Here is a 20,760-nt window from a genome sequence, read left to right on the forward strand (position 1 = left end):
AATAAAAGGATATTATTAATTAAAATTATACTAAAAACAGATCCGAAGCAATCCCATCTGCCATAAACCAATGCTTTTCAGGAATTTTTAGATGGCTGTTTTCAATAATTAAAATACCGTCAGCTATTTTTTGCTTTATTTCATTTTGAAACTTTTGAAGTATTTCATCCGAAAATTTAGTCTTCATATTATTCAAATCCACCCCCCAGATTGTTCTCAGCCCAATCATAATCATTTCGTTAAACTGATCTTCTTGTGAAAGGATCTCCGTTTCTTTAGCCAAAGTATTTGAATTAAGCTTTTTGATATAAATTTGATTGTTAGCAACATTCCAGCTTCTTATATCCGATCCATTATAAGAATGGGCAGATGGTCCTATTCCGAGATATTCTTTATATTTCCAATATGCTGAATTATGTCTGGAATAAAACCCCGGTTTCGCGAAATTAGAAACTTCATAGTGATCAAATCCATTATCTTTTAAAAAGTCTGACAGATAATAAAACTCTTTATTCTGCTCCTCTTCTTTGGGTTTGGATACTTTTCCTTTTAAAATCCAGTCATTTAAAGCTGTTTTTGGCTCCACTGTTAATGCGTATGAAGAAATATGAGGAACTTCAAGAGCTATTGTTTTATTGAGATTCTCTTTCCAGATCTCTAAATTAGAAGTCGGAGAGCCATAAATAAGATCAATACTTAGGTTTTCAAACCCAAAATCCTGTGCTCTTTTGATTGAACCCTCAGCTTCTGATGCATTATGAGCACGGTTCATTAACTTAAGATCTTCATCGAAAAAGCTTTGGGTACCAATTGAGAGCCGATTTACAGGCGACCTGGAAAGGTCTCTAAGAAAGTTTTTATCAAGATCATCTGGATTTGCCTCTAAAGTAACCTCTATATCCTTTGCAAAGCTATAATATTTTAGCGCCTCATCGACAATAGAATTGATTTCATCTCCCGAGAGAATGGATGGCGTACCACCTCCAAAGTAGAGAGACTGCAGTGTTTTATTCTGTAATTCATCTTTCCTTAGAAAAATCTCTTTCTTAATAGCAGAGAGTACCTCATCTTTAGATTGCAAAGATGTTGAAAAATGGAAGTTACAGTAGCTGCACTTTTGTTTGCAGAAAGGAATGTGAATATAAATCATAAAAAAAGCTCTGAAAAAATCAGAGCTCAAATTTATTTAAATTAAATTGATTAATATCTATATCCTCTATGATTAATAAAGTTATCAAAGTTATAACCTAATCCGATCATAAAGCTGTTTCCGCCATAAGTCTGGATATCAGATAATCCTAAGTTATAAGTTGCACCAATCATAAATTTATTGAATCTTACTTTTACTAATGGTGAGATACTTAACTGCTGGTTATCAAATCTATTCTGAACTGATCTATAACTAACTCCAAAAGAGAATGAATTGATATCATTAAAGAATGTAGCCATCAGGTTATAATCAATTGTTCTTGTAGAGTTGGTATTCAAGTTAATTAATGCAGATGGTGTTACATACATATTATCTGCAAAATGCCAGTCATATCCTAAGTTTAAGAAGAATTTTATTGGCGATGGCTCACGACCGTTAACGATAGATTCATCATTCGTTAAAGCGATATCATTCACAGAAACACCTGCAAAAATATTTCTGAAAGTAGCTGCTAAACCAAAGTTAGCATAAGCCATGAAAATATTACTTTCTGTACCCTGTAATAATGGGTCATAACCGTCTTCAGTATTAATTTTAGTATAATCAAAATTCATATTGTAGAAACTAACACTCGTACCAAAAGAGAATTGATCTTTTCTTTCTCCCTCACTACTAAGTGGGATAAAATATGAAGCACCCGCTGTAATACCTCCTGCCGAAATAGGACCATTACTATCTCTAAAAACTGATATCCCTGCCCCAACTCTATCAAAAATATTCGCATTAATCCCTACAGATTGTACATTAGGGGATTCGTTAAATTTTGAAAATTGTTGTTGATAATTGAGGTTGAGTTGTACATAATCTGTCTTACCGTATTGTGCTGGGTTGAACAGGAACTCACCATCCAAAAGATATTGTTGATAGTATGGTAATGTTTCTTGTGCTTTGTATGCATTTGACAAAAGAGCCAAACACACTATAGCATATAGTTTTCTCATAACAAATCTTGATTTCAATTCAACAAATATAAAAAAAATCTCAATATATTTTTAGTTTTCCAAATAATTTCTCCATTTTTTTACAGCATCCGCCATATCTTGAGGCATTGGGCTCTCAAAATACAATTCCTGTTTAGTGGTTGGATGTATAAATCCTAAGGTATGGGCATGAAGTGCATGTCTAGGAAGAATTTCGAAAACATTCTTGATAAACTGCTTGTATTTTGGTAGATTAACTCCTCGTAACGGCGTATGCCCCTCATATCTTTCATCATTGAACAAGGTATGCCCTATATGTTTGAAGTGCGCTCTGATCTGATGTGTTCTTCCGGTTTCAAGTTTACATTCTACCCAGGTCATGTATTTAAATCTCTCTAAAACTTTATAATGTGTCACAGCATGCTTCCCGTGGCTTCCATCTTCATATACCGACATCTGCATTCTATTCTTAGGATGCCTTCCTATATGACCCTTAATAGTACCTTCATCGTCCTGTACATTTCCCCAAACAAAAGCCCAATACAATCTTTTGGTCTTTCTTTCAAAAAATTGCTTAGCCAAGAAGCTTAAAGCATATTCGTTTTTAGCAATAACTAATAAGCCCGAGGTATCTTTATCTATTCTATGCACAAGCCCTACTCTATCCAGATCAGATTTTTCCCCTTTCTTAGCAAAATGAAATGCCAAAGCATTCACTAAAGTGCCATCCCAGTTTCCAAATCCTGGATGTACAACCATTCCTGGTTCTTTATCCACAACAACAAGATCGTCGTCCTCATAAATAATGTTGATTGGGATATCCTGTGGAATGATTACATTCTCTCTTGGAGGATGAGCCAGTAAAACGGAAATCTGATCACCAGGCTTCACACGATAATTTTGTTTTACAGGAGTTCCATTTACAACAACATTACCTGCTCTGCAGGTTTGTGAAATTTTATTTCTCGAGGAGTTTTGTCTGAATATTAATAAGAACTTGTCTATTCTTAGAGGCTCCTGGTTTTTGTCGACAGTGATATTAACATGCTCATACAATCCTTTATTTTCCTCATCAATATCGATATTGTTAGGATCTAATAATTCTTCATCTAAAAAATCTTCGTTATCTTCTGTCATGATTTTTATTTTTTACACAAAAGGCTTCAACATAAAAAGTTGAAGCCTATATTTTTTATAATAAATACTTGTTATTCTACTACGACTTTCTTGGCTTTTGGCTTTTGAGCAGGCTGTTGCACTGCATTATTTGCCGTTTTATTGTTACTTCCAGTATTATTTCCTGAAGAAACATTGGTAGTCGTCTTAGGTTTATTTTCCGTTGGTTTTGGTTTTGTTTCCGTAGCAGCTGGTTTTGTAGCAGAAACTTTTGGTGCTTCTACTTTTGCAGGTTCTACTTTTTTATGGACAACAGGTGTAGGAACAGGTTCATAAACCGGTTGCTGATGAACAGGAACTTCTTCATATTGTATCGGTGGAAGTGAGGTATCTACTTTCATTCGATATACAGAATTCAGTTCGTCTATTTTAGATCGTAATTCAGCTGGAGTTTTCTTACTGGCCCAAAGGTCTATTTGCATTCCCTGATCTCTTACATCTCCTGCAGCAGGATCCTGATAATAAATGATATCAGATTCATCTTTTCCACCATCTTCATGTTCTACCAATCCCACTTCAAACATACTTCTCGCGATAGCTGCTCTGGCATCTTTTACAGTGAAGCCAACAACATTGGGAATAGATATATTTCTCATTGGCCCAGAACCTACCACTACATCGATTGTTGAAAATCTAGGAATTAATGATCCTGGTTTTACAGGATTTCCTTTAAATAGGATTCTGAGAATTGCATCTTTCTGGATACTTGGTTCGAAAATGGTATCCCCTACCTTTAGACCAACCTGATCTATTCGTTGGAAAGCTAATCCGGAATACTTATTAATAACATCCGGAATTGCAACCGGAGCCCAGCTTCTAGGATTAACCATTAAATGTATTGCACGCCCGTCTTTCACATGGGAACCAGGTGTAGGCGACATTTTTAAAACCTGAAAAGGTCTGTATTTAGGATTATAAGTAGCACTATCTACTTCATACCCAAGCCCGGCATCATCTAATATTTTGACAGCCTCGTGTACGGATTTGTTGACAACATTGGGAACGGGTATTTCCTGACCATGATTTGTATGATATTCTAACCAACGAAATGTAAGCCAGACCAAACCCACAAAAACACCGATGGCTACTAACAAATTCAGTAAAACTTTCCAGTTGAAAAGTGATTTAAGCATACTTAAAAATACTTTAATTATAATGGCAAATATAGCTAATAATTTTAGAATGTACTTTTTATTTATCACAATTCATATTTGCTTTCAAAATTTTGAATTTTCCCTAATTGCATTACATAAAATGATTAAATTTGCCTTAATTGATACTATATGGTTATGAGCAAAAAAAGTGTTGCCGTAGTTATGGGAGGCTATTCTGATGAATATGTTGTTTCCCTGAAAAGCGGTCAATTAATTTATGATTCTTTAGATAGAGATCTATATAATGTACATAAAGTAGTTGTTTTAAAGGATAAGTGGTATTTTTTAGATGAAAATAACAAACAATACCCGATCAACAAAGGAGATTTCTCTGTAACATTGGAGAATAATGAACAATTAAAGTTTGATGTCTGCTTTAATATAATCCACGGAACACCAGGTGAAAATGGTATCCTGCAGGCTTATTGGGACGCGATAGGACAAACCTATACTGGATGTGATTTTTATCAGAGTGCTTTAACGTTCAATAAAAAAGACACATTAGCTGTATTATCTAAATATGGTATTCCTTCAGCAAAAAGTATTTATTTAAGGAAGGGAGAAAACATAAATGTTGATGAAATAGTAGACTATCTTGGGCTTCCTCTTTTCGTTAAACCAAATCAATCCGGATCGTCTCTAGGAATATCTAAGGTAAAAGAAAAGTCTGAATTACTCCCAGCAACAGAAATTGCATTTAAAGAAGATCATGAAATTCTAATTGAAAGCTTCTTAGATGGTATGGAAGTATCTGTCGGAGTAATTGATTTTAAAGGAGAAACTATTGTTTTAGGAATAACAGAAATTGTTCCTCAAAATGAATTCTTTGATTACGAAGCCAAATACGAAGGAGCTTCTGAAGAAATAACCCCGGCTAGAATTGACGAGGAGACAACTAAAAGAGTAGAAGAAATTTCCAAAAGAGCCTATGATTCTTTAGGGATGAGTGGTTTTTCCCGCAGCGAATTCATTTTAATGGATGGTATTCCTTATATGTTGGAAATGAATACCAATCCAGGATTCTCTCCGGCAAGTATTTTACCTCAGCAAGCAAGACATTACGGAATTTCTATTATGGATCTTTGCGGCAATGAAGTTGAAAAGGCATTAGCGAAAAAAACGAACTAATTATGAAAATTGCTGTTTTCCCAGGATCATTTGATCCAATTACTCTAGGACATTATGATATTATAGAAAGGGCCGCACCACTTTTTGATAAACTTATCATCGCAATTGGACAGAACTCACAAAAGAAATACATGTTTCCTCTTGAAAAGAGAATGGAATTTATTCAGAATTCCGTAGCAGAATTTCCTAATGTAGAAGTCGATTATTTTGAAGGTTTAACGGTTGATTTCTGTTTTGAAAAAAATGCTCAGTTCATTCTTAGAGGACTAAGAAATCCTGCTGACTTCGAATTTGAAAAAGCCATTGCTCATACGAACAGAACTTTAGCTCATAAAAAATTAGAAACTGTATTTCTATTAACTTCATCCGGAAAATCTTTTATCAGCAGCAGCATTGTAAGAGAAATTATCAATCACGGTGGTGAATATGAACTACTCGTTCCGGAAGCCGTAAGGGTTGAAAAAATAAAAAAATAGATGATCATTGATAAATGGTAAAAGATTTGCTTATGGAAGAATCAATCATTAATCTCTTGCCATTTATCATTCATAATATATGCACGAACAGTTCAATTTTGCCATAGAAGTATTGGGAACCATTTCCTTTTCCATGTCCGGAAGCTTTGCAGCGATGCAAAAGCGACTTGATCCGTTTGGTGTTCTCATTATCGCTTTCGTTACTTCTGTAGGAGGTGGAACTGTTAGGGATTTACTTCTTGATATTCCGGTATTCTGGATGCATGATTTATTAACCTGCGCCGTGATTATTATGACCAGTATTTTCACAATGGTTTTTAAATCCCTGGAAAAAAACTTTCAGGTCACCCTATTTATTTTTGACAGCCTTGGACTGGGATTGTTTACTATAATAGGAGTTCAAAAAGGCTTAAATGCAGACATTCATCCTTTAATATGTATTGGATTAGGGACCATTACTGGTTGTTTTGGAGGTATTATACGAGATATCCTGCTCAACAGAATACCCTTAATCTTTAGAAAAGAGATTTATGCAACAGCCTGTATCGTGGGTGGGGCTGCATTTTTATTAATGACCAAATACACTGATCTTTCATACACATTCATCCAGATATTTACTATTATACTGATTGTAGCAATACGTACATTAGCTGTAAAATACCACTGGCAGATGCCTAAATTTTATGGTTATGATAATAATTCGGAAATGTAGATATAAAGAACAAAATAACACAAACAAAAAAAGGCAGAAAATAAATTTTCTGCCTTTTTATATTTTTAAATTTTGAGTAAATTATCTTATTTTTCCTCCTCTCTGTCTCATATTAGGATTATGCATATGCTTTTGCATTGTTGGCATTTTCAACTGATCTTTCATCATTTTGATCTGATCCGTCATCATTCCTGCACTATCAAGTCTTTTAGCTTCTTCCAATAGTTTTTGCCCTTCCTGTTTTCTTCCTTTAGAAATTGCAGAAGCTGCAAGATTCAACGTAGCCATTGCTCTATCATGTTTCATATTCAAACCATATTCAAGAGCTTTCTTCATTAAAGGTTCTACTTTTGTAGGGTGTTCCTGAGCTAAAGTTAATCCCTGAAGATAGTGAAAATATCCATATTGAGATTTATGAAGCTGGCTTGGATAGTTCGTGATATGATCTAAATATGTCACCGCTTTCTGCATATTTTGTTTTCTCAATTGCCAGAATGCCAAAAGGATGTATTCATTTTTAAAGAAAAGAAAAATAGGCAATGCTGCTAGAAGAAATACTACGATTCCCCAGCCTAAACTTCTTGTGAAGATCATCAAATAAAGACCCGCGATGATAAGAAGTGCTGCGATTACAATTTTTATATACTTGTTCATTATTAAAATTTAGAAGTGCAAAGATAAAAAATTTAGAGGTTAGAAGCTAGAGGTTAGCTGTCTGAATTCTTACAACTATTCATTTTTAATTTTTTCATAAGTTTGAAAGCAGAAATCATACTGATTTTTTTCATCTTTATCATGGCAGATCTCACTTGTTTTGCTCCACAATCTTCCATCTATTTTTGGAAAGAATGTGTCAGCTTTTAAATCCGCTTTCACTAAAGTCACTTCAAGCCTGTCTGCAATATCCATGGTCTGTTCATAGATATTTCCACCTCCGATAATAAAGACATTTTCATCAATTTTCTTAGCAAACTTTACCGCTTCTTTAATACTTCCAACAATTAGAATCCCTTCTTCAAACCAATTTTTTTTACGTGAAATAACAATATTGGTACGATTAGGAAGTGGTTTTCCAATACTTTCGTAAGTCTTTCTTCCCATGATAATCGGATGCTCCGAGGTTAAATCTTTAAAGTGCTTTAAATCTTTAGGAAGATGCCAAAGTAACTGGTTTTCAAAACCAATTTCATTCTTCTCTCCCATGGCTACCACTATTGTTGTCATTCAAATTATTTTCTGCAAAATTAGCACATAATTTGTATATTTGATTAGCACAAAAAATTTAAAAAAAATAAACTATGAAAAATAAAGGCTGTCTGAGCGCTGGAACAATTGGCATCGCTCTCCTTATCATTGTTGCTGTCATCTTCTTCTGGGGAAAAAGCGGATATAATAGTTTCGTTACAAAAGAACAAAATGTCAATAGCAAATGGTCTAACGTAGAAACTGTATATCAGAAAAGAGCCAACTTAATTCCTAATCTTGAAAGAACGGTAAAATCGTATTCAAAATTTGAACAAGAGACTTTAACTAAAGTTGTTGAAGCTCGTTCTAAAGCGACATCTATCAATATTGACCCTACCAATATGACAGAAGCAGATCTTGCAAAATTCCAAGCTGCACAGGGAGAATTATCCGGAGCATTAAGCAGATTAATGGCTGTCGTAGAATCTTATCCTAACCTGAAAGCTGATCAACAATATATTAATTTCCAAAGAGAATATACTGCAATCGAAAACAGTATCAGATCAGAAACTGTTTATTTTAACGATGCTGCTAAGGATTATAATACATCAATTAAAACTTTCCCAAATAATATTTTGGCGAATTTTACAAACTTTAAAGAAAAACCATACTTCAAGGCGGAAGCAGGAGCGAGTAAAGCACCTGATGTTTTCTCTGAATAATGAGCAATTTCCTAACAAATCAGCAAATAGCTTCCCTCGTGGAAGCTATTAAATCTGCGGAAGAAAATTCTACAGGCGAGATCAGAGTGCATATAGATTCCAATACAGAGACTCAGAACGCCGGAACGGCGTTAGAAGTTTTTAAAAAACTGGATATGCATAAAACCGCCGAAAGAAATGCAGTACTCTTTCATGTCAATTTCGAACAAAAATATCTTACGATTATTGGGGATGTTGGAATTCATGAGAAGGTGCAGCAATATTACTGGGACCATCTCCATGATTTTATCACTTCTGAATTTGCAAAAGGAAACTATCATAAGGCATTGAAAAGTGCTATTCTGGAAACCGGTCTTGAACTTAAAAAGTATTTTCCTGTAAAAGGAGAAAATCACAACGAACTTCCCAATGAAATTACATTCTCTTAAAATAGTATTTTCATTTCTATTTATTTGCTTTTACAGCTTTGTATCAGCACAATATACTATACCTAAAAAACCAACTGTTTTATATCCTGTTTATGATGAAGCCAACTTGCTTTCACAGCAGGAAAAAGATGCTCTAAATAATAAACTAATTAAGTTTGCTGATTCAACATCAACGGAAATTGAAGTAATCATCATTCCAAGTACCAAAGGACAGGATGTCAATTTTCTGGCAACAATGTTTGGTGAAAAATGGGGAATTGGCAAAAAAGGAGTGGATAATGGTATTGTATTTCTTATTGCTACCCAGGACAGAACAATGTCTATACAGCAAGGAAGAGCAGTTGAACAATACCTGACAGCTTCTGTTTCAGGGCAAATATTGGATTATCTCGTAACTCCTAACTTCAAACAAGGACTTTGGTACGAAGGCATTAACAGGGGAACCTCAGCCATTATGGAGGCGGTACAGGGAAAGTTTAAACCCATCAATGAACCCTCCGGTGGCGGGAATACAAAAGCATTTAAAGTACTCATCATTGCCTTCGTGATATTTATTATCCTCGCTATACTCTTTGGAAACAGAGGTGGTGGTGGCGGAAATAATAATGACGACGATGATGTGATCCTTACAAGAAGAGGTCGTAGAAATTATCCTGGTGGATTCTTTCCTTTCCCAGGCAGTTTTGGAGGTGGTGGTTTTGGAGGTGGAAGCTCCGGAGGCGGTGGATTTGGAGGCTTTGGAGGCGGTGGAAGTTTCGGCGGCGGTGGCGCTTCAGGAGGATGGTAAGATAAAGGGAAACACATACAATAAAGTATTAGAATACATCAATTAGTGATGATCTTTCAACAAATATATTTCCTTTTCCAATTCTTGGAATCATCATTGAGAAAATACTTTCATTAAAGGAGAATGAAGTTATCCATACTGATTCTCAATACTGTTTCTATGAATATTAATATATTTAACAAATCCTATATCTTTTTATAAAATTTAAATATAAAAGCTTCTAAGGTCTTCTGGTCTTAGAGGCTTTTGCTTTTGGGGTAATTCTTATACTTTTTTTCATGTCCTCAAAGACAAATCCCTTAAAGAATAATTTAGTTTCTGTTACAACATAATTTGTCGGGCAATAAGCTGTGAATCACATATCGTAATCCCTAATTACAAAGATTTTAAAAATATTAAATTTATTCTAGGTAAAACATTTACAGTACTAGAAAATCTCAACCAAGATGTTTAATTCAATTAATTTCTATTGTAAAAAATATTCACGAATGAGGGATTTTAAAAAAAAATTGATATTTTTGAAAGAAGTGAAATCTCCGAAGAATTTCATATAATAAAAAACACAAAAAATTATTTAAGATGAAAAAGAAAATTTTCAGAATCTCAGCATTATTATTTCCATTGCTTGTAACAGCTCAGGTAGGAGTAAATACAAGTGATCCAAAAGCAATGTTTCATATCGATGGTAATAGGGATAATGGCACTACAGCAAATTTCATGCAGCAACTAAATGATTTTGTTGTTACTAAAGATGGAAAGGTAGGGATAGGAACAACAACTCCAATAGATCTCCTAACCATGGTAGGAAATGGAAATGCAGATGTAAATATTGGTCTATTTACCAATGGTAATAAAGGCCAGGCAATCGCTTACCATAATACACTTTTTGATGGCACTCCAATTACTCCGCAGACTGTAGGAACATCCAGAAGTATCACTGCTTTTGAAGGATATGCCTATAATCAGAATTTCACAAAACCCAACCTGATATCTTCTGTTGTAATGAGAACAGGAAGGAATGCAGGGGGAGAAATTTGGTTTGGAACCTCTACTACTAATACAGGGAATTACACTAATCACTATAATTCATCTATTGACAACAATGGAAATATGGGAATTGGTGTAGATCCTACAATAAGAACTGCAAAATCAAGGCTTGAAGTAAATGGTGTTATAAGTTCAACCCCTCAAACCTTAATAAGTAGTGGGGCACAAATAACAAGCACTGTAGTAAGTCTACAACCAGCTGCACAAAATGATAATTACATTTTACCAAGCCCTAAAACTGCTCCTGGTGCTATAATTTTTGTACGAAATATTACAACAATTACTGCTCAAATTACTACTCTTGTAGGTCAAATTATTGATGCTTCAAAAATTGGAGGAAATACAAATTTCTCGATGATTGGAAGCGACAGTGATCCCAGCAAAACCAAGACTGTAATGCTTGTGAGTGACGGGTTTAACTGGACAGTATTTAAACCCAGCAATTAGAATAGCTATTTAGAATGAAAAGACTATAACAATCGTTGTAGTCTTTTTTTACATTACCTAGAAATCAATCCATTATTGTAAAAAAATCTTTTTAAATTTACAGAAAGAGCACATTTTGAAAAAGACATTAGTGGTTTTTGCACATCCTTACCTGGAACATTCTAACTCGAATGTAGAGCTTATCAACTTCTATGTTCGCCACCAGCATTTTACCCTACGTGATCTTTATGAGGATTATCCAGACTTTCATATCGCTGCCTTCAGAGAAAGAAAAAGACTGAATAATTATGATCGTTTTATTTTTCAATTTCCGATCATCTGGTTTGGAATGCCTCCACTACTAAGGTTATGGATTGATGAAGTTTTTGACCGCGACTGGTTAAAAGAGGGCGAGTATAATCCATTGGAAGGAAAAGAGGTGCACATTTTAGTAACCACAGGAGGGAAAGAAAGATCTTTTACAAAAACAGGAACTTATAAATACACTATAGATGAACTTATAAGTGGATTAATTGTTTCTTTAAATGTTTTCAAAGCCAATATCAAAAATATCAAGATCGTCTATGAAGCTAATAAACTGACAAAAAAGGAAATTATTCTGCATAAAAAAGAATTTATGGAACTACTGAATCAATAGAATATGGAATCTTCTTTAGCAATGAACACATTATTATTCCTTGGTGTAGCCATTATTATGGTTCCACTGGCGAGGAAATTTGGACTCAGTTCCGTAATTGGATACATTGCTGGAGGAATAATTATTGGCCCTTATGTTCTTAAACTCACAGGAAAGAATGTAAATGATATTATGCATGCCAGTGAGTTTGGAGTGATCATGCTTTTATTTTTAGTCGGATTAGAACTGGAACCCAGAAAGTTCTGGGAAATGCGAAAAAAAATTATCGGACTGGGATTAACCCAGATGCTTCTTACCATTTCTTTGCTCATTTTGGTTTTCATTGCTGTAGGATGGAGAATTGATAAAGCGGCGGCTGTGGCCATGTGTTTTGCACTGTCATCTACCGCTATTGTTCTGCAGACTTTACAGGAAAAGAATAACCTGAAAACAATGGCCGGTGAAGCTTCTTTCTCCACTTTATTATTTCAGGATATTGCGGTAATTCCAATCCTTGCCATACTTCCTCTTATAGCACATTATAAAGCGAGAAGTCATGATAATGAAATACAAATAATCATTCAAAAACTGCCTGAATGGTTGCAAGCAGCTACCGTATTATTTGGAGTAGCTTTTCTTATCTTATTGGGAAGATACGTATTTGTTCCGTTTTTAAGGTATGTTTCAAAATCAGGAATGACGGAATTGTTAACTGCTTCTTCTCTATTTCTGGTTATTGGAGTTTCAGAACTAATGATCGCTATAGGTTTATCTCCAGCACTAGGAGCTTTCCTTGCAGGAGTTATGTTAGCTAATAGTGAGTTTAGACACGAACTTGAAGCACAGATAGATCCATTTAAGGGTTTATTATTGGCTGTCTTTTTTGTGAGTGTAGGATCTACAATGAATTTCAATATTATTCAACAGGATCCCATATTTATTTTCAGCACTGTATTTGCCGTTTTAATGATAAAGTTTGTTGTCTTATATGCGATCGGAAAATTTTTCAAAATTGATACACCGCAAAGTTTATTTTATGCGTTTGCTCTTTCGCAAGTTGGAGAGTTCTCTTTCGTTCTCCTGAACTACGCCTCGGATCTTTATCTTTTAAGTCCTGAACTAAATGCTCAAATGATGGCTGTAACCGCGATTACAATGTGTATCACTCCGTTCCTTCTAATTTTAAACGATAAATTTCTTACCCCTAAATTCATTAAGAAAGAGCCAGAAGGTGAACATGATTTTAATATTCTCGACAGTAATGTCACTCAAAAGAAAATTATCATTGTTGGTTTTGGTCATTTTGGAAGTACAGTGGGGAGGTTATTAAAAGCCAATAAAATTACAGCAACTGTTTTGGACAGAGATTCTGATCGGGTAAAGTTATTAAGAAGTTATGGCTTTAAAGTGTATTACGGGGATGCTACCAGAATTCCTATCTTAAGAGCCGCTGGAATTGAAGATGCTGAAGTATTGGTTCTCTGTCTTGATGATGCGAATGATAATATGTTCATTGCTGATCTTGTTCGTGAACACTATCCGACCGTTAAAATTTTTGTAAGGGCAAAAAATAGAATTGATGCGTACAGTTACCTAAACAACGGTATTGATAATATCTACCGTGAAACATTAGGCACAGCCGTAGATATGGCTATTGATGTTCTTCATGAAACAGGTATGAGAAAATATGCAGCAAGACGACTCGGTCAAAGATTTATGGCTATTGATAAAGCCTCTATAAGAAGGCTGGCGAAAATAAAAGAAGAAGATGAAATACTCCTTTTTACCACAAAAGAACTCCTCCAAAGAGAGGAGGAGCTATTGGCATTTGATAATCTTAGTTTTGATAATAAAGATTGGGAAGGCTCTACAACTGTTGAAGAAGAAGAAGAAGATCCTGAAAATTAATTCCTTAGTGTATATTTACACTTCCGCCACTGCTTTCCTCTTTGTTTACAGCAGTAACATTCCCTTTTTTATGTACATCAATACTTCCACCTGAAGAAGCGTTAGCATCAATTTTTGATGTTACACTTATTTCAACATTTGCTCCACTTGAAGCTTCAGCTTTTACATTGTCTGCAACAACATTCTCAGCAGAAATACTACTTCCTGAAGAGGAAGTAATCGTGGCATTTTTAGATTTTCCTGATATTGAAATACTTGCCGCAGAAGAAGCGTCAACATCTAAGTCAACAGCCCAGATTTTACCTTCAAAGCTACTGCTGCTACCAGCAGAAATTTCAAAATCATTAGCTTCCAGGTCTCCGGTAATACTTCCGGCACTGGATATTTCTATATCTGTCTTTTCCTGAACAAACTTATCTTTAACTGTAATTTTTCCCGCAGAATTTGCTGCAAGCTTAGTAAAGTCTTTAGTGTAAATTTTTGCACTTACATTACTTGAATTCATTACTCTGATTCCTGGCTTATAATGAATATGAAGTTTTCCACCACTATTATCTACAAGAATTTCATTAATAATATTTTCAGGTGCTGAAATAACCACTCTTTCTGTTTCAGATTTTATAATTTGTGCATCAATAGCCTGAGAAACCTCTATTTCATCAAAGTCACCTTTAAATTCCTTTTCCCTTGTAGGTCCGTGATCTTTGTCTGTTACAGTAGACACCCAATCACTTTTTTCTTTGTATTTTCTATCATGTTTTTCATTACACGAGGCTAATACCACGAAAGCTGAAAAGATAAAAAGAGTCGTTTTTTTCATATGTATCAATTTTATAAATTAAGTTTAAGTATTCTATATTAATAACAACTAATGTATAAAAAATATTACAACCGTCTGGATAATTATATTCATTTTCGAAATTAGAAGCACTGCCAATTCCCATCAAAACAGATTTTCCTGCACACTCTTTTTAATCTTTTCAATAAAGACTTTCGTGTCAATACATTAGTTTTTAATATCTTTATCCTTCAATAATAACTAATTTTATGAAAAATATTTCATCGGTATTATTAATTTCTGCTTTGGCATTTAACTACTCTTGTACAACAATGAAAAAAACCGATACTCAACAGGAAATTCCTGTCCCAGATTCTTCTCTTTCGTCAAACCCTTTTATGAAGAAAAGCAAACTTCAGTATGAGGCTCCCGAATTTGATAAAATTAAAAATGAAGACTTTAAACCGGCTTTTGATTTCGGATTAAAACAGCACGATGCTGAAATCATTACAATTGCTAACAACTCAGCAGCACCTACTTTTGAAAACACGGTCGTCGCTTTAGAAAAGAGTGGCGAAGTTTTAAAAAGAGCATTGACTGTATTTTCAAACTTAACAGGTGCAAATACAAACCCCACATTACAAGCTTTAGATGAGGAATATGCTCCAATTCTGGCAGCTCACTCTGATAAAATGTATCTTAATGATAATCTTTATAAAAGGATAAAGGCCATTAAAGAAGATGGCTTAGATTCTGAAAGTAAAAGATTATTACAATTCTATAAGCAGAATTTTGAAATTGCAGGTGCTAATCTTTCTGCTGCAGATAAAGAGAAATTAAAGCAAGTAAACCAAGAGCTAGCCTCACTTTCTACTCAATATTCAAATAAATTGTTAGAAGCTAGAAAGCAAGGTGGTGTTTTCTTTTCAGACGCTAAAGAACTTGATGGGCTTTCTCCTGATGAAATTGAAGCGGCAGCAACAGATGCAAAAACAGCAGGACAACCTGGAAAATATCTGTTAGCATTACAAAATACCACTCAACAACCTTTATTACAAAACCTAAAAAACAGAGCTACCAGAGAAAAGCTTTTTAAAGCTTCATGGTTAAGAGCTGAAAAAGGAGATGCCAATGATACGAGAGAGACAATTGAAAAACTTGCTAAATTAAGACTTAAAAAAGCCCAGATCTTAGGTAAAAAGAGCTTCGCAGAATGGAAACTGCAGGATCAGATGGCAAAGACTCCTGAAGCAGCTACCAAATTAATGAATCAGATTGCAACTCCTGCTGTAGAAACAGCAAGACGAGAGGCAAAAGATATCCAGGATTTAATTGATCAACAAAAAGGAGGTTTCAAAGTAGAGCCCTGGGACTGGACTTTCTATGCTGAACAGGTAAGAAAGGCAAAATTTGATCTAGATGAAAACCAGATCAAACCCTATTTTGAAGTAACAACTGTTTTAGAAAAAGGAGTTTTCTATGCTGCCGAAAAATTCTATGGTCTTACTTTCAAAAAAAGAACAGATCTTCCAACCTATCATCCTGACGTTGTAACTTATGAAGTTTTCGACCATGACGGAAAATCAATTGCCATTTATTATTTAGATTTCTATACCAGAGATTCTAAAAATGGTGGTGCATGGATGAGTAATTTTGTTGAACAGTCTTACCTCTTGGGAACAAAACCAGTCATTGTCAATTGCTATAACTATCAAAAACCAGCTCCTGGAAAACCATCTTTAATTAGTTATGATGATGTTTCCACTATGTTTCATGAGTTTGGCCACTCTATTCACGGAATGTTTGCAAGTCAAAAATATCCTTCTCTTTCAGGAACTAATGTACCAAGAGATTTTGTAGAGTTTCCTTCACAGATTAATGAGCATTGGGCATTAGATCCTATTATTCTAAAAAACTATGCACTTCATTATGAAACTAAACAGCCTATACCACAAGCATTAGTTGATAAGATAAAAAAAGCTGGAACTTTCAATCAAGGTTATATGACAACAGAATTGGTTTCTGCGGCAGAACTTGATATGGATTGGCATACTGTAACGAATGAAAGCCAGTTGATCCCAGTTCTCGATTTTGAAAAACAATCTTTAGAAAAACATGGATTTAACTTGGCAACCGTTCCGCCAAGATACCATACCCCTTATTTTGCACATATTTGGGGTGGTGGATATTCAGCAGGATATTATGCTTACTTATGGTCTGAAACACTAGATAATGATGCTTGGGAATGGATTGAGAATAATGGTGGATTAACAAGAGAAAACGGAGACCGTTTCAGAAAATACATTCTTTCTGTAGGAAACTCTGTAGATTTGAATCAGGCATTTAGAGATTTTACAGGACATGATCCGGATATTAAACCTTTATTGAGAAACAGAGGGTTTATAAAATAAATTTTTAGAGCATTCATTAAGTTGGATGCTTTTTTTGTTTTTAAACATACATGGTCCAAATAAATTCACGTATAAGCACAGAAATTATCCCATTGATTCAAATGAAATTTTAATTAATAGAACAAAAACTTTGGTATTTGTGATAAAAATTCGTGATTTTTGTGTTTTAAAAAATAAATAAATGAATTGTCCCTGTTGCTCTGGAAAATCATATGAACAATGTTGTAAGCCTTATCATACAGGAGAAAAACATGCTCCAACAGCAGAAGCTTTAATGCGTTCCCGATTTTCTGCATTTGCTATTCCTAATGGAGAATATTTAATGGAAACCACTCTACCTGGAAAGCGCAAGTTGCATAACAAAAAAGATTTGCAGGAATGGGGTGAAATTAATGAATGGACAAAATTAGAAATTGTCCAAACTCCAGCTTTAAATCATGTTGAATTTAAGGCTTATTATACAGATCAGGATGGAAACCCACAAGTTCATCATGAGTTTTCTGTTTTTCAGAAAATGCATGACCGCTGGTATTATGTTTCTGGAAAATTTTTAGATTAAAATAATCATCAACAATATTGATATTAAAAAAAATGTCCGAAAAAATCGGACATTCTATTATTTTTAATGAGCATCTGTTCCGTCAATTCCATGAGGATGACCATGTGCTAATTCTTCTTCTGTAGCGGGACGTGTGTTTAAAATTTCCACCTGGAAATCTAAAACTTTTCCAGCCATCGGATGGTTAAGGTCAGCTATTACAACTTCTGGCGTTACTTCAACTACCAATGCTTGAAAATTATTCCCTTGATTATCAGACAAAGGCAAAATAGCTCCAACAGGTGGAAGACCAGATTCATTAAACATATCAACTGGTAATTGTGCTATAGCATCCGGTTGTCTGTCACCATAAGCTTCTTCAGGCAGAATAGTAAAAGCTGCTTTATCACCCGCTTTTAAACCAAGGATATTTTGCTCAAACTTTGGGATCATCATTCCTACACCGTGCAAAAATGTAAGTGGATTTTCTGCTGTTGTTTCTTCTACAAGAATCTTACTTCCATCCTCTTCGATTGTGTGAAGTATGTAACTTACAGCTACAACATGATTGTTTTCGATTGTCATATTTTTTCTTTTTTTCGTGAGTCTTTTTTCACGATTAACGGTGCAAATATACTATTTTGATTTATTTAGAGAAGAAATACGAAAAGAGTATTAAAGCAATATCAGATCTTCTACTTTCTATTCTTTGTTTCATTCCTTTTTTTCTGTCTCAATATAAAGAGATACAGACTTTCAACTTTTGTTCTTGCCCAATCGGTTTTACGTAAAAATTTCAACGAAGAATTAATACTTGGATTATCCGTAAAACATTTAATATTAATCTGCTCTCCTAACTTTTCAAATCCTTCATAATATTCAACTAACTCCTCTAGCATAGCATCAAGCCTTTTGCCGTGTAAGGGATCTTTGGATTGTTCCATATTATTCTGTTCTTTTTTGAATGTTTTCCTGTTGTCTATTGCCATTAAGGATGTTCTCTGCAACTTTCTTAAATTTCTCTTTTTTTTCAATAGAAAGATTATTAGATTTCCCATTCCATACACTCACATATTCTTTGGAAATAACTGTATAATCATCCCACTTTGTAAACTTATAATAGAGCATTAAGGTACAAATATCAGTAGGTGTTATCAGCGACCAATTTTCTAATACATGAGAGTGAGCTCCCGCAATTGTCTTGCCTACTTTTTCATCATTAATATTTTGAATGATAATTCCTTTATGTAACTTTTCTACATTTCGAACATTACCTTCGTGGTTAAAAGTTATCAAATAATCATTCCCAAAAATTACCACATTGTTCATTGAAGGACCTGTTAAAACATATACTTTTTTGATATTGTTTTTGATGATTGGAACTAGGTTTAAATTTGTGTTCTTATAATGTTTAAAAATAGTATCATTTTTAATTCTTTCAAGAGCATTTTGTCTAATCTTAAAATAATCATTTTCAATTTCTGTAAAATCTCTTTCATTTAAATCCACTTTTGCGTCTTGCGGATTATAATTAGTAGGAAAAGAAATTGTAGCTAATACTTTATTACTTTTGGAAAAAAACACACATTTGGGAACAGCCTCATTGACATAAGAAAAATACCCCCCTACATTCTCCATGTTAGTATAATTCTCTTTGAAAACATCGGTTCCATACCAACTGGCCATTTCACTTCTATATAGATCGACTCCCTCTTCTTTTACTTCTTTTACAATTTTTTCCAGGTTTTGGGCATTTAAAAACAATCCAAATAAAAAGAAAAAAACAATCCAAATACTTTTCATAAAAATCAGTTTTTTTCAAAAATACTCATAAAAAATTCCATTCTCAAGAATATTAAAATAAAAAATAGAATTTCACTTTCCCTTTTTTGTTTCTTACATTTGAGTTATGAAAATTCTGCATACTGCCGACTGGCATTTAGGGAAACGTCTGGATCGGTTTTCACGTCTGGAAGAACAGGTTCAGGTTATGAATGAAATTGTTCAAATAGCCGACGTACAAAAGGTAGATCTGATTATTGTAGCCGGGGACCTGTTTGATAACTTCAACCCTAGAGTTGATGCCATTGAGTTGTTTTATAAAACGTTAAAACGTTTATCATTAAATGGGAAGCGTCCTGTTATAGCTATTTCGGGAAATCATGATGCTCCAAGTTTAATTGATGCTCCCGATCCACTTGCCAGAGAATGTGGAATTATTTTAATTGGTCATCCAAAGGCTAAGATTAACCCATTTGAACTGGAAAATTTTACGATTTCAAATTCGGTTGAAGGATTGATCGAGTTACAACTTAATGGTTTAGATTTCCCAATACGAATTTTACATACTCCTTATGCAAACGAGGTCCGATTAAAGGAATATTTTGGAGAGAATAAAGAGAAAGAACTTAATAAAATTTTAGCTGAAAACTGGAAAAAGCTTGCTGATGAATTTTGTGATACCAATGGCGTCAATATTTTAACAGCTCATTTATATATGAATAAAGGAGGCACAGAACTCATTGAAGAGCCTGAAGGTGAAAAGCCTATTAAAATTGGAGCTGCAGACCTTATTTATTCCGATATTATCCCTGATCAAATTCAATATACTGCTTTGGGTCATCTTCACAGTTTTCAGAATATTGGAACAAAAGAAAAACCTGTTGTATATTCTTCTTCACCCCTATGTTATAGCTTCAGTGAAGCTGGACAAACAAAATATGTCAATATTATCGAAGCAGAGCCCAACAAAGAGGTTTCATATGAAAGAGTAGCTCTAAAAAATGGAAAGCCTCTCATTAGAAAAACATTTGATTCTATAGAAAAAACTATTGAATGGTTACTTGAAAATCAAGATACTCTGGTTGAATTGACACTGGAAAGTGAAACATTTTTAAAAGCAGATGAAAGAAAACGTATTTACCAGTCTCACAATGGTATCGTTCACTTGATTCCGAAGGTTAAAAATCAGGATTTCAATGAAAACCATCTTCATGAAATTAATCTGAATCAGGATATTCAATCTTTATTTCAGGATTATTTTAAATCTAAAAATAATGGACAGCAACCTAATGAAGACTTAATGAAAATGTTCAATGAAATTTTAAACGCTTAATC

General features: G+C 34.1%; 22 protein-coding genes. 12 read left to right on the forward strand and 10 right to left on the reverse strand.

Annotation, left to right across the window (positions count from 1 at the left end; translation table 11 throughout):
* Positions 1-25 precede the first annotated feature (25 nt).
* From hemW to AC3WRL_RS20630, 4 genes are all read right to left on the reverse strand, one after another.
* Entirely contained in the window at positions 26-1,150 is a 1,125-nt protein-coding gene (hemW, locus tag AC3WRL_RS20615; protein ID WP_492331145.1) for a radical SAM family heme chaperone HemW, read from the reverse strand.
* Between the two features lie 50 nt (positions 1,151-1,200).
* Entirely contained in the window at positions 1,201-2,151 is a 951-nt protein-coding gene (locus AC3WRL_RS20620; RefSeq protein WP_172283607.1) for a PorP/SprF family type IX secretion system membrane protein, read from the reverse strand.
* Positions 2,152-2,202: 51 nt separating this feature from the next.
* On the reverse strand, positions 2,203-3,267 hold the full coding sequence (locus AC3WRL_RS20625; RefSeq protein WP_261509833.1) for an RluA family pseudouridine synthase: 1,065 nt from the start codon (positions 3,265-3,267) through the stop codon (positions 2,203-2,205).
* 71 nt (positions 3,268-3,338) lie between these two features.
* A complete protein-coding gene (locus AC3WRL_RS20630) occupies positions 3,339-4,439 on the reverse strand; it encodes a PASTA domain-containing protein (RefSeq protein WP_261509834.1) in 1,101 nt (366 codons plus the stop codon).
* Between the two features lie 156 nt (positions 4,440-4,595).
* Here AC3WRL_RS20630 and AC3WRL_RS20635 point away from each other — a divergent pair, with 156 nt between their 5' ends.
* The 3 genes from AC3WRL_RS20635 to AC3WRL_RS20645 all read left to right on the forward strand — a co-directional run bounded on the left by AC3WRL_RS20635 (position 4,596) and on the right by AC3WRL_RS20645 (position 6,776).
* Complete coding sequence (locus AC3WRL_RS20635; RefSeq protein WP_214828236.1) at positions 4,596-5,588, forward strand: D-alanine--D-alanine ligase; 993 nt, start codon at positions 4,596-4,598, stop codon at positions 5,586-5,588.
* A gap of 2 nt (positions 5,589-5,590) precedes the next feature.
* On the forward strand, positions 5,591-6,064 hold the full coding sequence (gene coaD / locus AC3WRL_RS20640) for a pantetheine-phosphate adenylyltransferase (RefSeq protein WP_214828233.1): 474 nt from the start codon (positions 5,591-5,593) through the stop codon (positions 6,062-6,064).
* A gap of 79 nt (positions 6,065-6,143) precedes the next feature.
* Positions 6,144-6,776 (forward strand): trimeric intracellular cation channel family protein, encoded by a 633-nt coding sequence (locus tag AC3WRL_RS20645; RefSeq protein ID WP_261509835.1) that lies wholly within the window; start codon positions 6,144-6,146, stop codon positions 6,774-6,776.
* Positions 6,777-6,857: 81 nt separating this feature from the next.
* Here AC3WRL_RS20645 and AC3WRL_RS20650 read toward each other — a convergent pair whose 3' ends face one another.
* Together AC3WRL_RS20650 and AC3WRL_RS20655 are read right to left on the reverse strand one after the other, a co-directional pair.
* On the reverse strand, positions 6,858-7,430 hold the full coding sequence (locus tag AC3WRL_RS20650) for a tetratricopeptide repeat protein (RefSeq protein WP_214828230.1): 573 nt from the start codon (positions 7,428-7,430) through the stop codon (positions 6,858-6,860).
* 75 nt (positions 7,431-7,505) lie between these two features.
* The gene (locus AC3WRL_RS20655) at positions 7,506-8,000 is read right to left on the reverse strand and encodes a dihydrofolate reductase (RefSeq protein WP_492331146.1); all 495 of its coding nucleotides are present in this window, start codon (positions 7,998-8,000) and stop codon (positions 7,506-7,508) included.
* Between the two features lie 74 nt (positions 8,001-8,074).
* Here AC3WRL_RS20655 and AC3WRL_RS20660 point away from each other — a divergent pair, with 74 nt between their 5' ends.
* From AC3WRL_RS20660 to AC3WRL_RS20685, 6 genes are all read left to right on the forward strand, one after another.
* Positions 8,075-8,683, forward strand: a complete 609-nt coding sequence (locus AC3WRL_RS20660) for a LemA family protein (RefSeq protein WP_214828226.1) — start codon at positions 8,075-8,077, stop codon at positions 8,681-8,683.
* Complete coding sequence (locus AC3WRL_RS20665) at positions 8,680-9,111, forward strand: TPM domain-containing protein (protein ID WP_214829208.1); 432 nt, start codon at positions 8,680-8,682, stop codon at positions 9,109-9,111. The genes AC3WRL_RS20660 and AC3WRL_RS20665 overlap by 4 nt, the downstream gene beginning before the upstream one ends.
* Positions 9,092-9,898, forward strand: coding sequence for a TPM domain-containing protein (locus tag AC3WRL_RS20670; protein ID WP_214828225.1), 807 nt, complete (start codon positions 9,092-9,094; stop codon positions 9,896-9,898). The genes AC3WRL_RS20665 and AC3WRL_RS20670 overlap by 20 nt, the downstream gene beginning before the upstream one ends.
* A 579-nt stretch (positions 9,899-10,477) precedes the next feature.
* The gene (locus tag AC3WRL_RS20675) at positions 10,478-11,392 is read left to right on the forward strand and encodes a hypothetical protein (RefSeq protein ID WP_214828224.1); all 915 of its coding nucleotides are present in this window, start codon (positions 10,478-10,480) and stop codon (positions 11,390-11,392) included.
* Positions 11,393-11,507: 115 nt separating this feature from the next.
* The gene (locus AC3WRL_RS20680) at positions 11,508-12,029 is read left to right on the forward strand and encodes an NAD(P)H-dependent oxidoreductase (RefSeq protein ID WP_261509838.1); all 522 of its coding nucleotides are present in this window, start codon (positions 11,508-11,510) and stop codon (positions 12,027-12,029) included.
* A gap of 3 nt (positions 12,030-12,032) precedes the next feature.
* Positions 12,033-13,916, forward strand: a complete 1,884-nt coding sequence (locus tag AC3WRL_RS20685) for a monovalent cation:proton antiporter-2 (CPA2) family protein (protein ID WP_214828222.1) — start codon at positions 12,033-12,035, stop codon at positions 13,914-13,916.
* A 4-nt stretch (positions 13,917-13,920) separates the two neighbouring features.
* On the opposite strand, the gene AC3WRL_RS20690 is transcribed toward AC3WRL_RS20685, so the two are convergent.
* On the reverse strand, positions 13,921-14,736 hold the full coding sequence (locus tag AC3WRL_RS20690) for a head GIN domain-containing protein (protein ID WP_214828221.1): 816 nt from the start codon (positions 14,734-14,736) through the stop codon (positions 13,921-13,923).
* A 227-nt stretch (positions 14,737-14,963) separates the two neighbouring features.
* On the opposite strand from AC3WRL_RS20690, the gene AC3WRL_RS20695 reads away from it, so the two are divergent.
* Positions 14,964-17,105, forward strand: coding sequence for a M3 family metallopeptidase (locus AC3WRL_RS20695; protein ID WP_492331147.1), 2,142 nt, complete (start codon positions 14,964-14,966; stop codon positions 17,103-17,105).
* 181 nt (positions 17,106-17,286) lie between these two features.
* Entirely contained in the window at positions 17,287-17,664 is a 378-nt protein-coding gene (locus AC3WRL_RS20700; RefSeq protein WP_214828215.1) for a YchJ family protein, read from the forward strand.
* 63 nt (positions 17,665-17,727) lie between these two features.
* Here AC3WRL_RS20700 and AC3WRL_RS20705 read toward each other — a convergent pair whose 3' ends face one another.
* From AC3WRL_RS20705 to AC3WRL_RS20715, 3 genes are all read right to left on the reverse strand, one after another.
* A complete protein-coding gene (locus AC3WRL_RS20705) occupies positions 17,728-18,228 on the reverse strand; it encodes an FKBP-type peptidyl-prolyl cis-trans isomerase (protein WP_214828213.1) in 501 nt (166 codons plus the stop codon).
* 110 nt (positions 18,229-18,338) lie between these two features.
* The gene (locus AC3WRL_RS20710) at positions 18,339-18,587 is read right to left on the reverse strand and encodes a VF530 family protein (RefSeq protein WP_492331148.1); all 249 of its coding nucleotides are present in this window, start codon (positions 18,585-18,587) and stop codon (positions 18,339-18,341) included.
* 1 nt (position 18,588) lies between these two features.
* Positions 18,589-19,446 (reverse strand): hypothetical protein, encoded by an 858-nt coding sequence (locus tag AC3WRL_RS20715; RefSeq protein WP_214828209.1) that lies wholly within the window; start codon positions 19,444-19,446, stop codon positions 18,589-18,591.
* 106 nt (positions 19,447-19,552) lie between these two features.
* Between AC3WRL_RS20715 and AC3WRL_RS20720 the strand changes: the two genes are divergently transcribed.
* The gene (locus tag AC3WRL_RS20720) at positions 19,553-20,758 is read left to right on the forward strand and encodes a metallophosphoesterase family protein (RefSeq protein WP_492331149.1); all 1,206 of its coding nucleotides are present in this window, start codon (positions 19,553-19,555) and stop codon (positions 20,756-20,758) included.
* Positions 20,759-20,760 lie beyond the last annotated feature (2 nt).

This window comes from Chryseobacterium sp. FW101-FHT12H09 (assembly GCF_058790395.1).

What these genes read in the sequence shown, in the direction of transcription:
- AC3WRL_RS20700 (WP_214828215.1), top strand. Translation starts at nt 17,287, where the DNA reads ATGAATTGTCCCTGTTGCTCTGGAAAATCATATGAACAATGTTGTAAG.
- AC3WRL_RS20705 (WP_214828213.1), bottom strand. Translation starts at nt 18,228, where the DNA reads ATGACAATCGAAAACAATCATGTTGTAGCTGTAAGTTACATACTTCAC.
- AC3WRL_RS20670 (WP_214828225.1), top strand. Translation starts at nt 9,092, where the DNA reads ATGAAATTACATTCTCTTAAAATAGTATTTTCATTTCTATTTATTTGC.
- AC3WRL_RS20675 (WP_214828224.1), top strand. Translation starts at nt 10,478, where the DNA reads ATGAAAAAGAAAATTTTCAGAATCTCAGCATTATTATTTCCATTGCTT.
- AC3WRL_RS20645 (WP_261509835.1), top strand. Translation starts at nt 6,144, where the DNA reads ATGCACGAACAGTTCAATTTTGCCATAGAAGTATTGGGAACCATTTCC.
- AC3WRL_RS20655 (WP_492331146.1), bottom strand. Translation starts at nt 8,000, where the DNA reads ATGACAACAATAGTGGTAGCCATGGGAGAGAAGAATGAAATTGGTTTT.
- AC3WRL_RS20660 (WP_214828226.1), top strand. Translation starts at nt 8,075, where the DNA reads ATGAAAAATAAAGGCTGTCTGAGCGCTGGAACAATTGGCATCGCTCTC.
- AC3WRL_RS20710 (WP_492331148.1), bottom strand. Translation starts at nt 18,587, where the DNA reads ATGGAACAATCCAAAGATCCCTTACACGGCAAAAGGCTTGATGCTATG.
- AC3WRL_RS20720 (WP_492331149.1), top strand. Translation starts at nt 19,553, where the DNA reads ATGAAAATTCTGCATACTGCCGACTGGCATTTAGGGAAACGTCTGGAT.
- coaD (WP_214828233.1), top strand. Translation starts at nt 5,591, where the DNA reads ATGAAAATTGCTGTTTTCCCAGGATCATTTGATCCAATTACTCTAGGA.
- AC3WRL_RS20715 (WP_214828209.1), bottom strand. Translation starts at nt 19,446, where the DNA reads ATGAAAAGTATTTGGATTGTTTTTTTCTTTTTATTTGGATTGTTTTTA.
- AC3WRL_RS20650 (WP_214828230.1), bottom strand. Translation starts at nt 7,430, where the DNA reads ATGAACAAGTATATAAAAATTGTAATCGCAGCACTTCTTATCATCGCG.
- AC3WRL_RS20695 (WP_492331147.1), top strand. Translation starts at nt 14,964, where the DNA reads ATGAAAAATATTTCATCGGTATTATTAATTTCTGCTTTGGCATTTAAC.
- hemW (WP_492331145.1), bottom strand. Translation starts at nt 1,150, where the DNA reads ATGATTTATATTCACATTCCTTTCTGCAAACAAAAGTGCAGCTACTGT.
- AC3WRL_RS20625 (WP_261509833.1), bottom strand. Translation starts at nt 3,267, where the DNA reads ATGACAGAAGATAACGAAGATTTTTTAGATGAAGAATTATTAGATCCT.
- AC3WRL_RS20690 (WP_214828221.1), bottom strand. Translation starts at nt 14,736, where the DNA reads ATGAAAAAAACGACTCTTTTTATCTTTTCAGCTTTCGTGGTATTAGCC.
- AC3WRL_RS20620 (WP_172283607.1), bottom strand. Translation starts at nt 2,151, where the DNA reads ATGAGAAAACTATATGCTATAGTGTGTTTGGCTCTTTTGTCAAATGCA.
- AC3WRL_RS20630 (WP_261509834.1), bottom strand. Translation starts at nt 4,439, where the DNA reads ATGCTTAAATCACTTTTCAACTGGAAAGTTTTACTGAATTTGTTAGTA.
- AC3WRL_RS20635 (WP_214828236.1), top strand. Translation starts at nt 4,596, where the DNA reads ATGAGCAAAAAAAGTGTTGCCGTAGTTATGGGAGGCTATTCTGATGAA.
- AC3WRL_RS20685 (WP_214828222.1), top strand. Translation starts at nt 12,033, where the DNA reads ATGGAATCTTCTTTAGCAATGAACACATTATTATTCCTTGGTGTAGCC.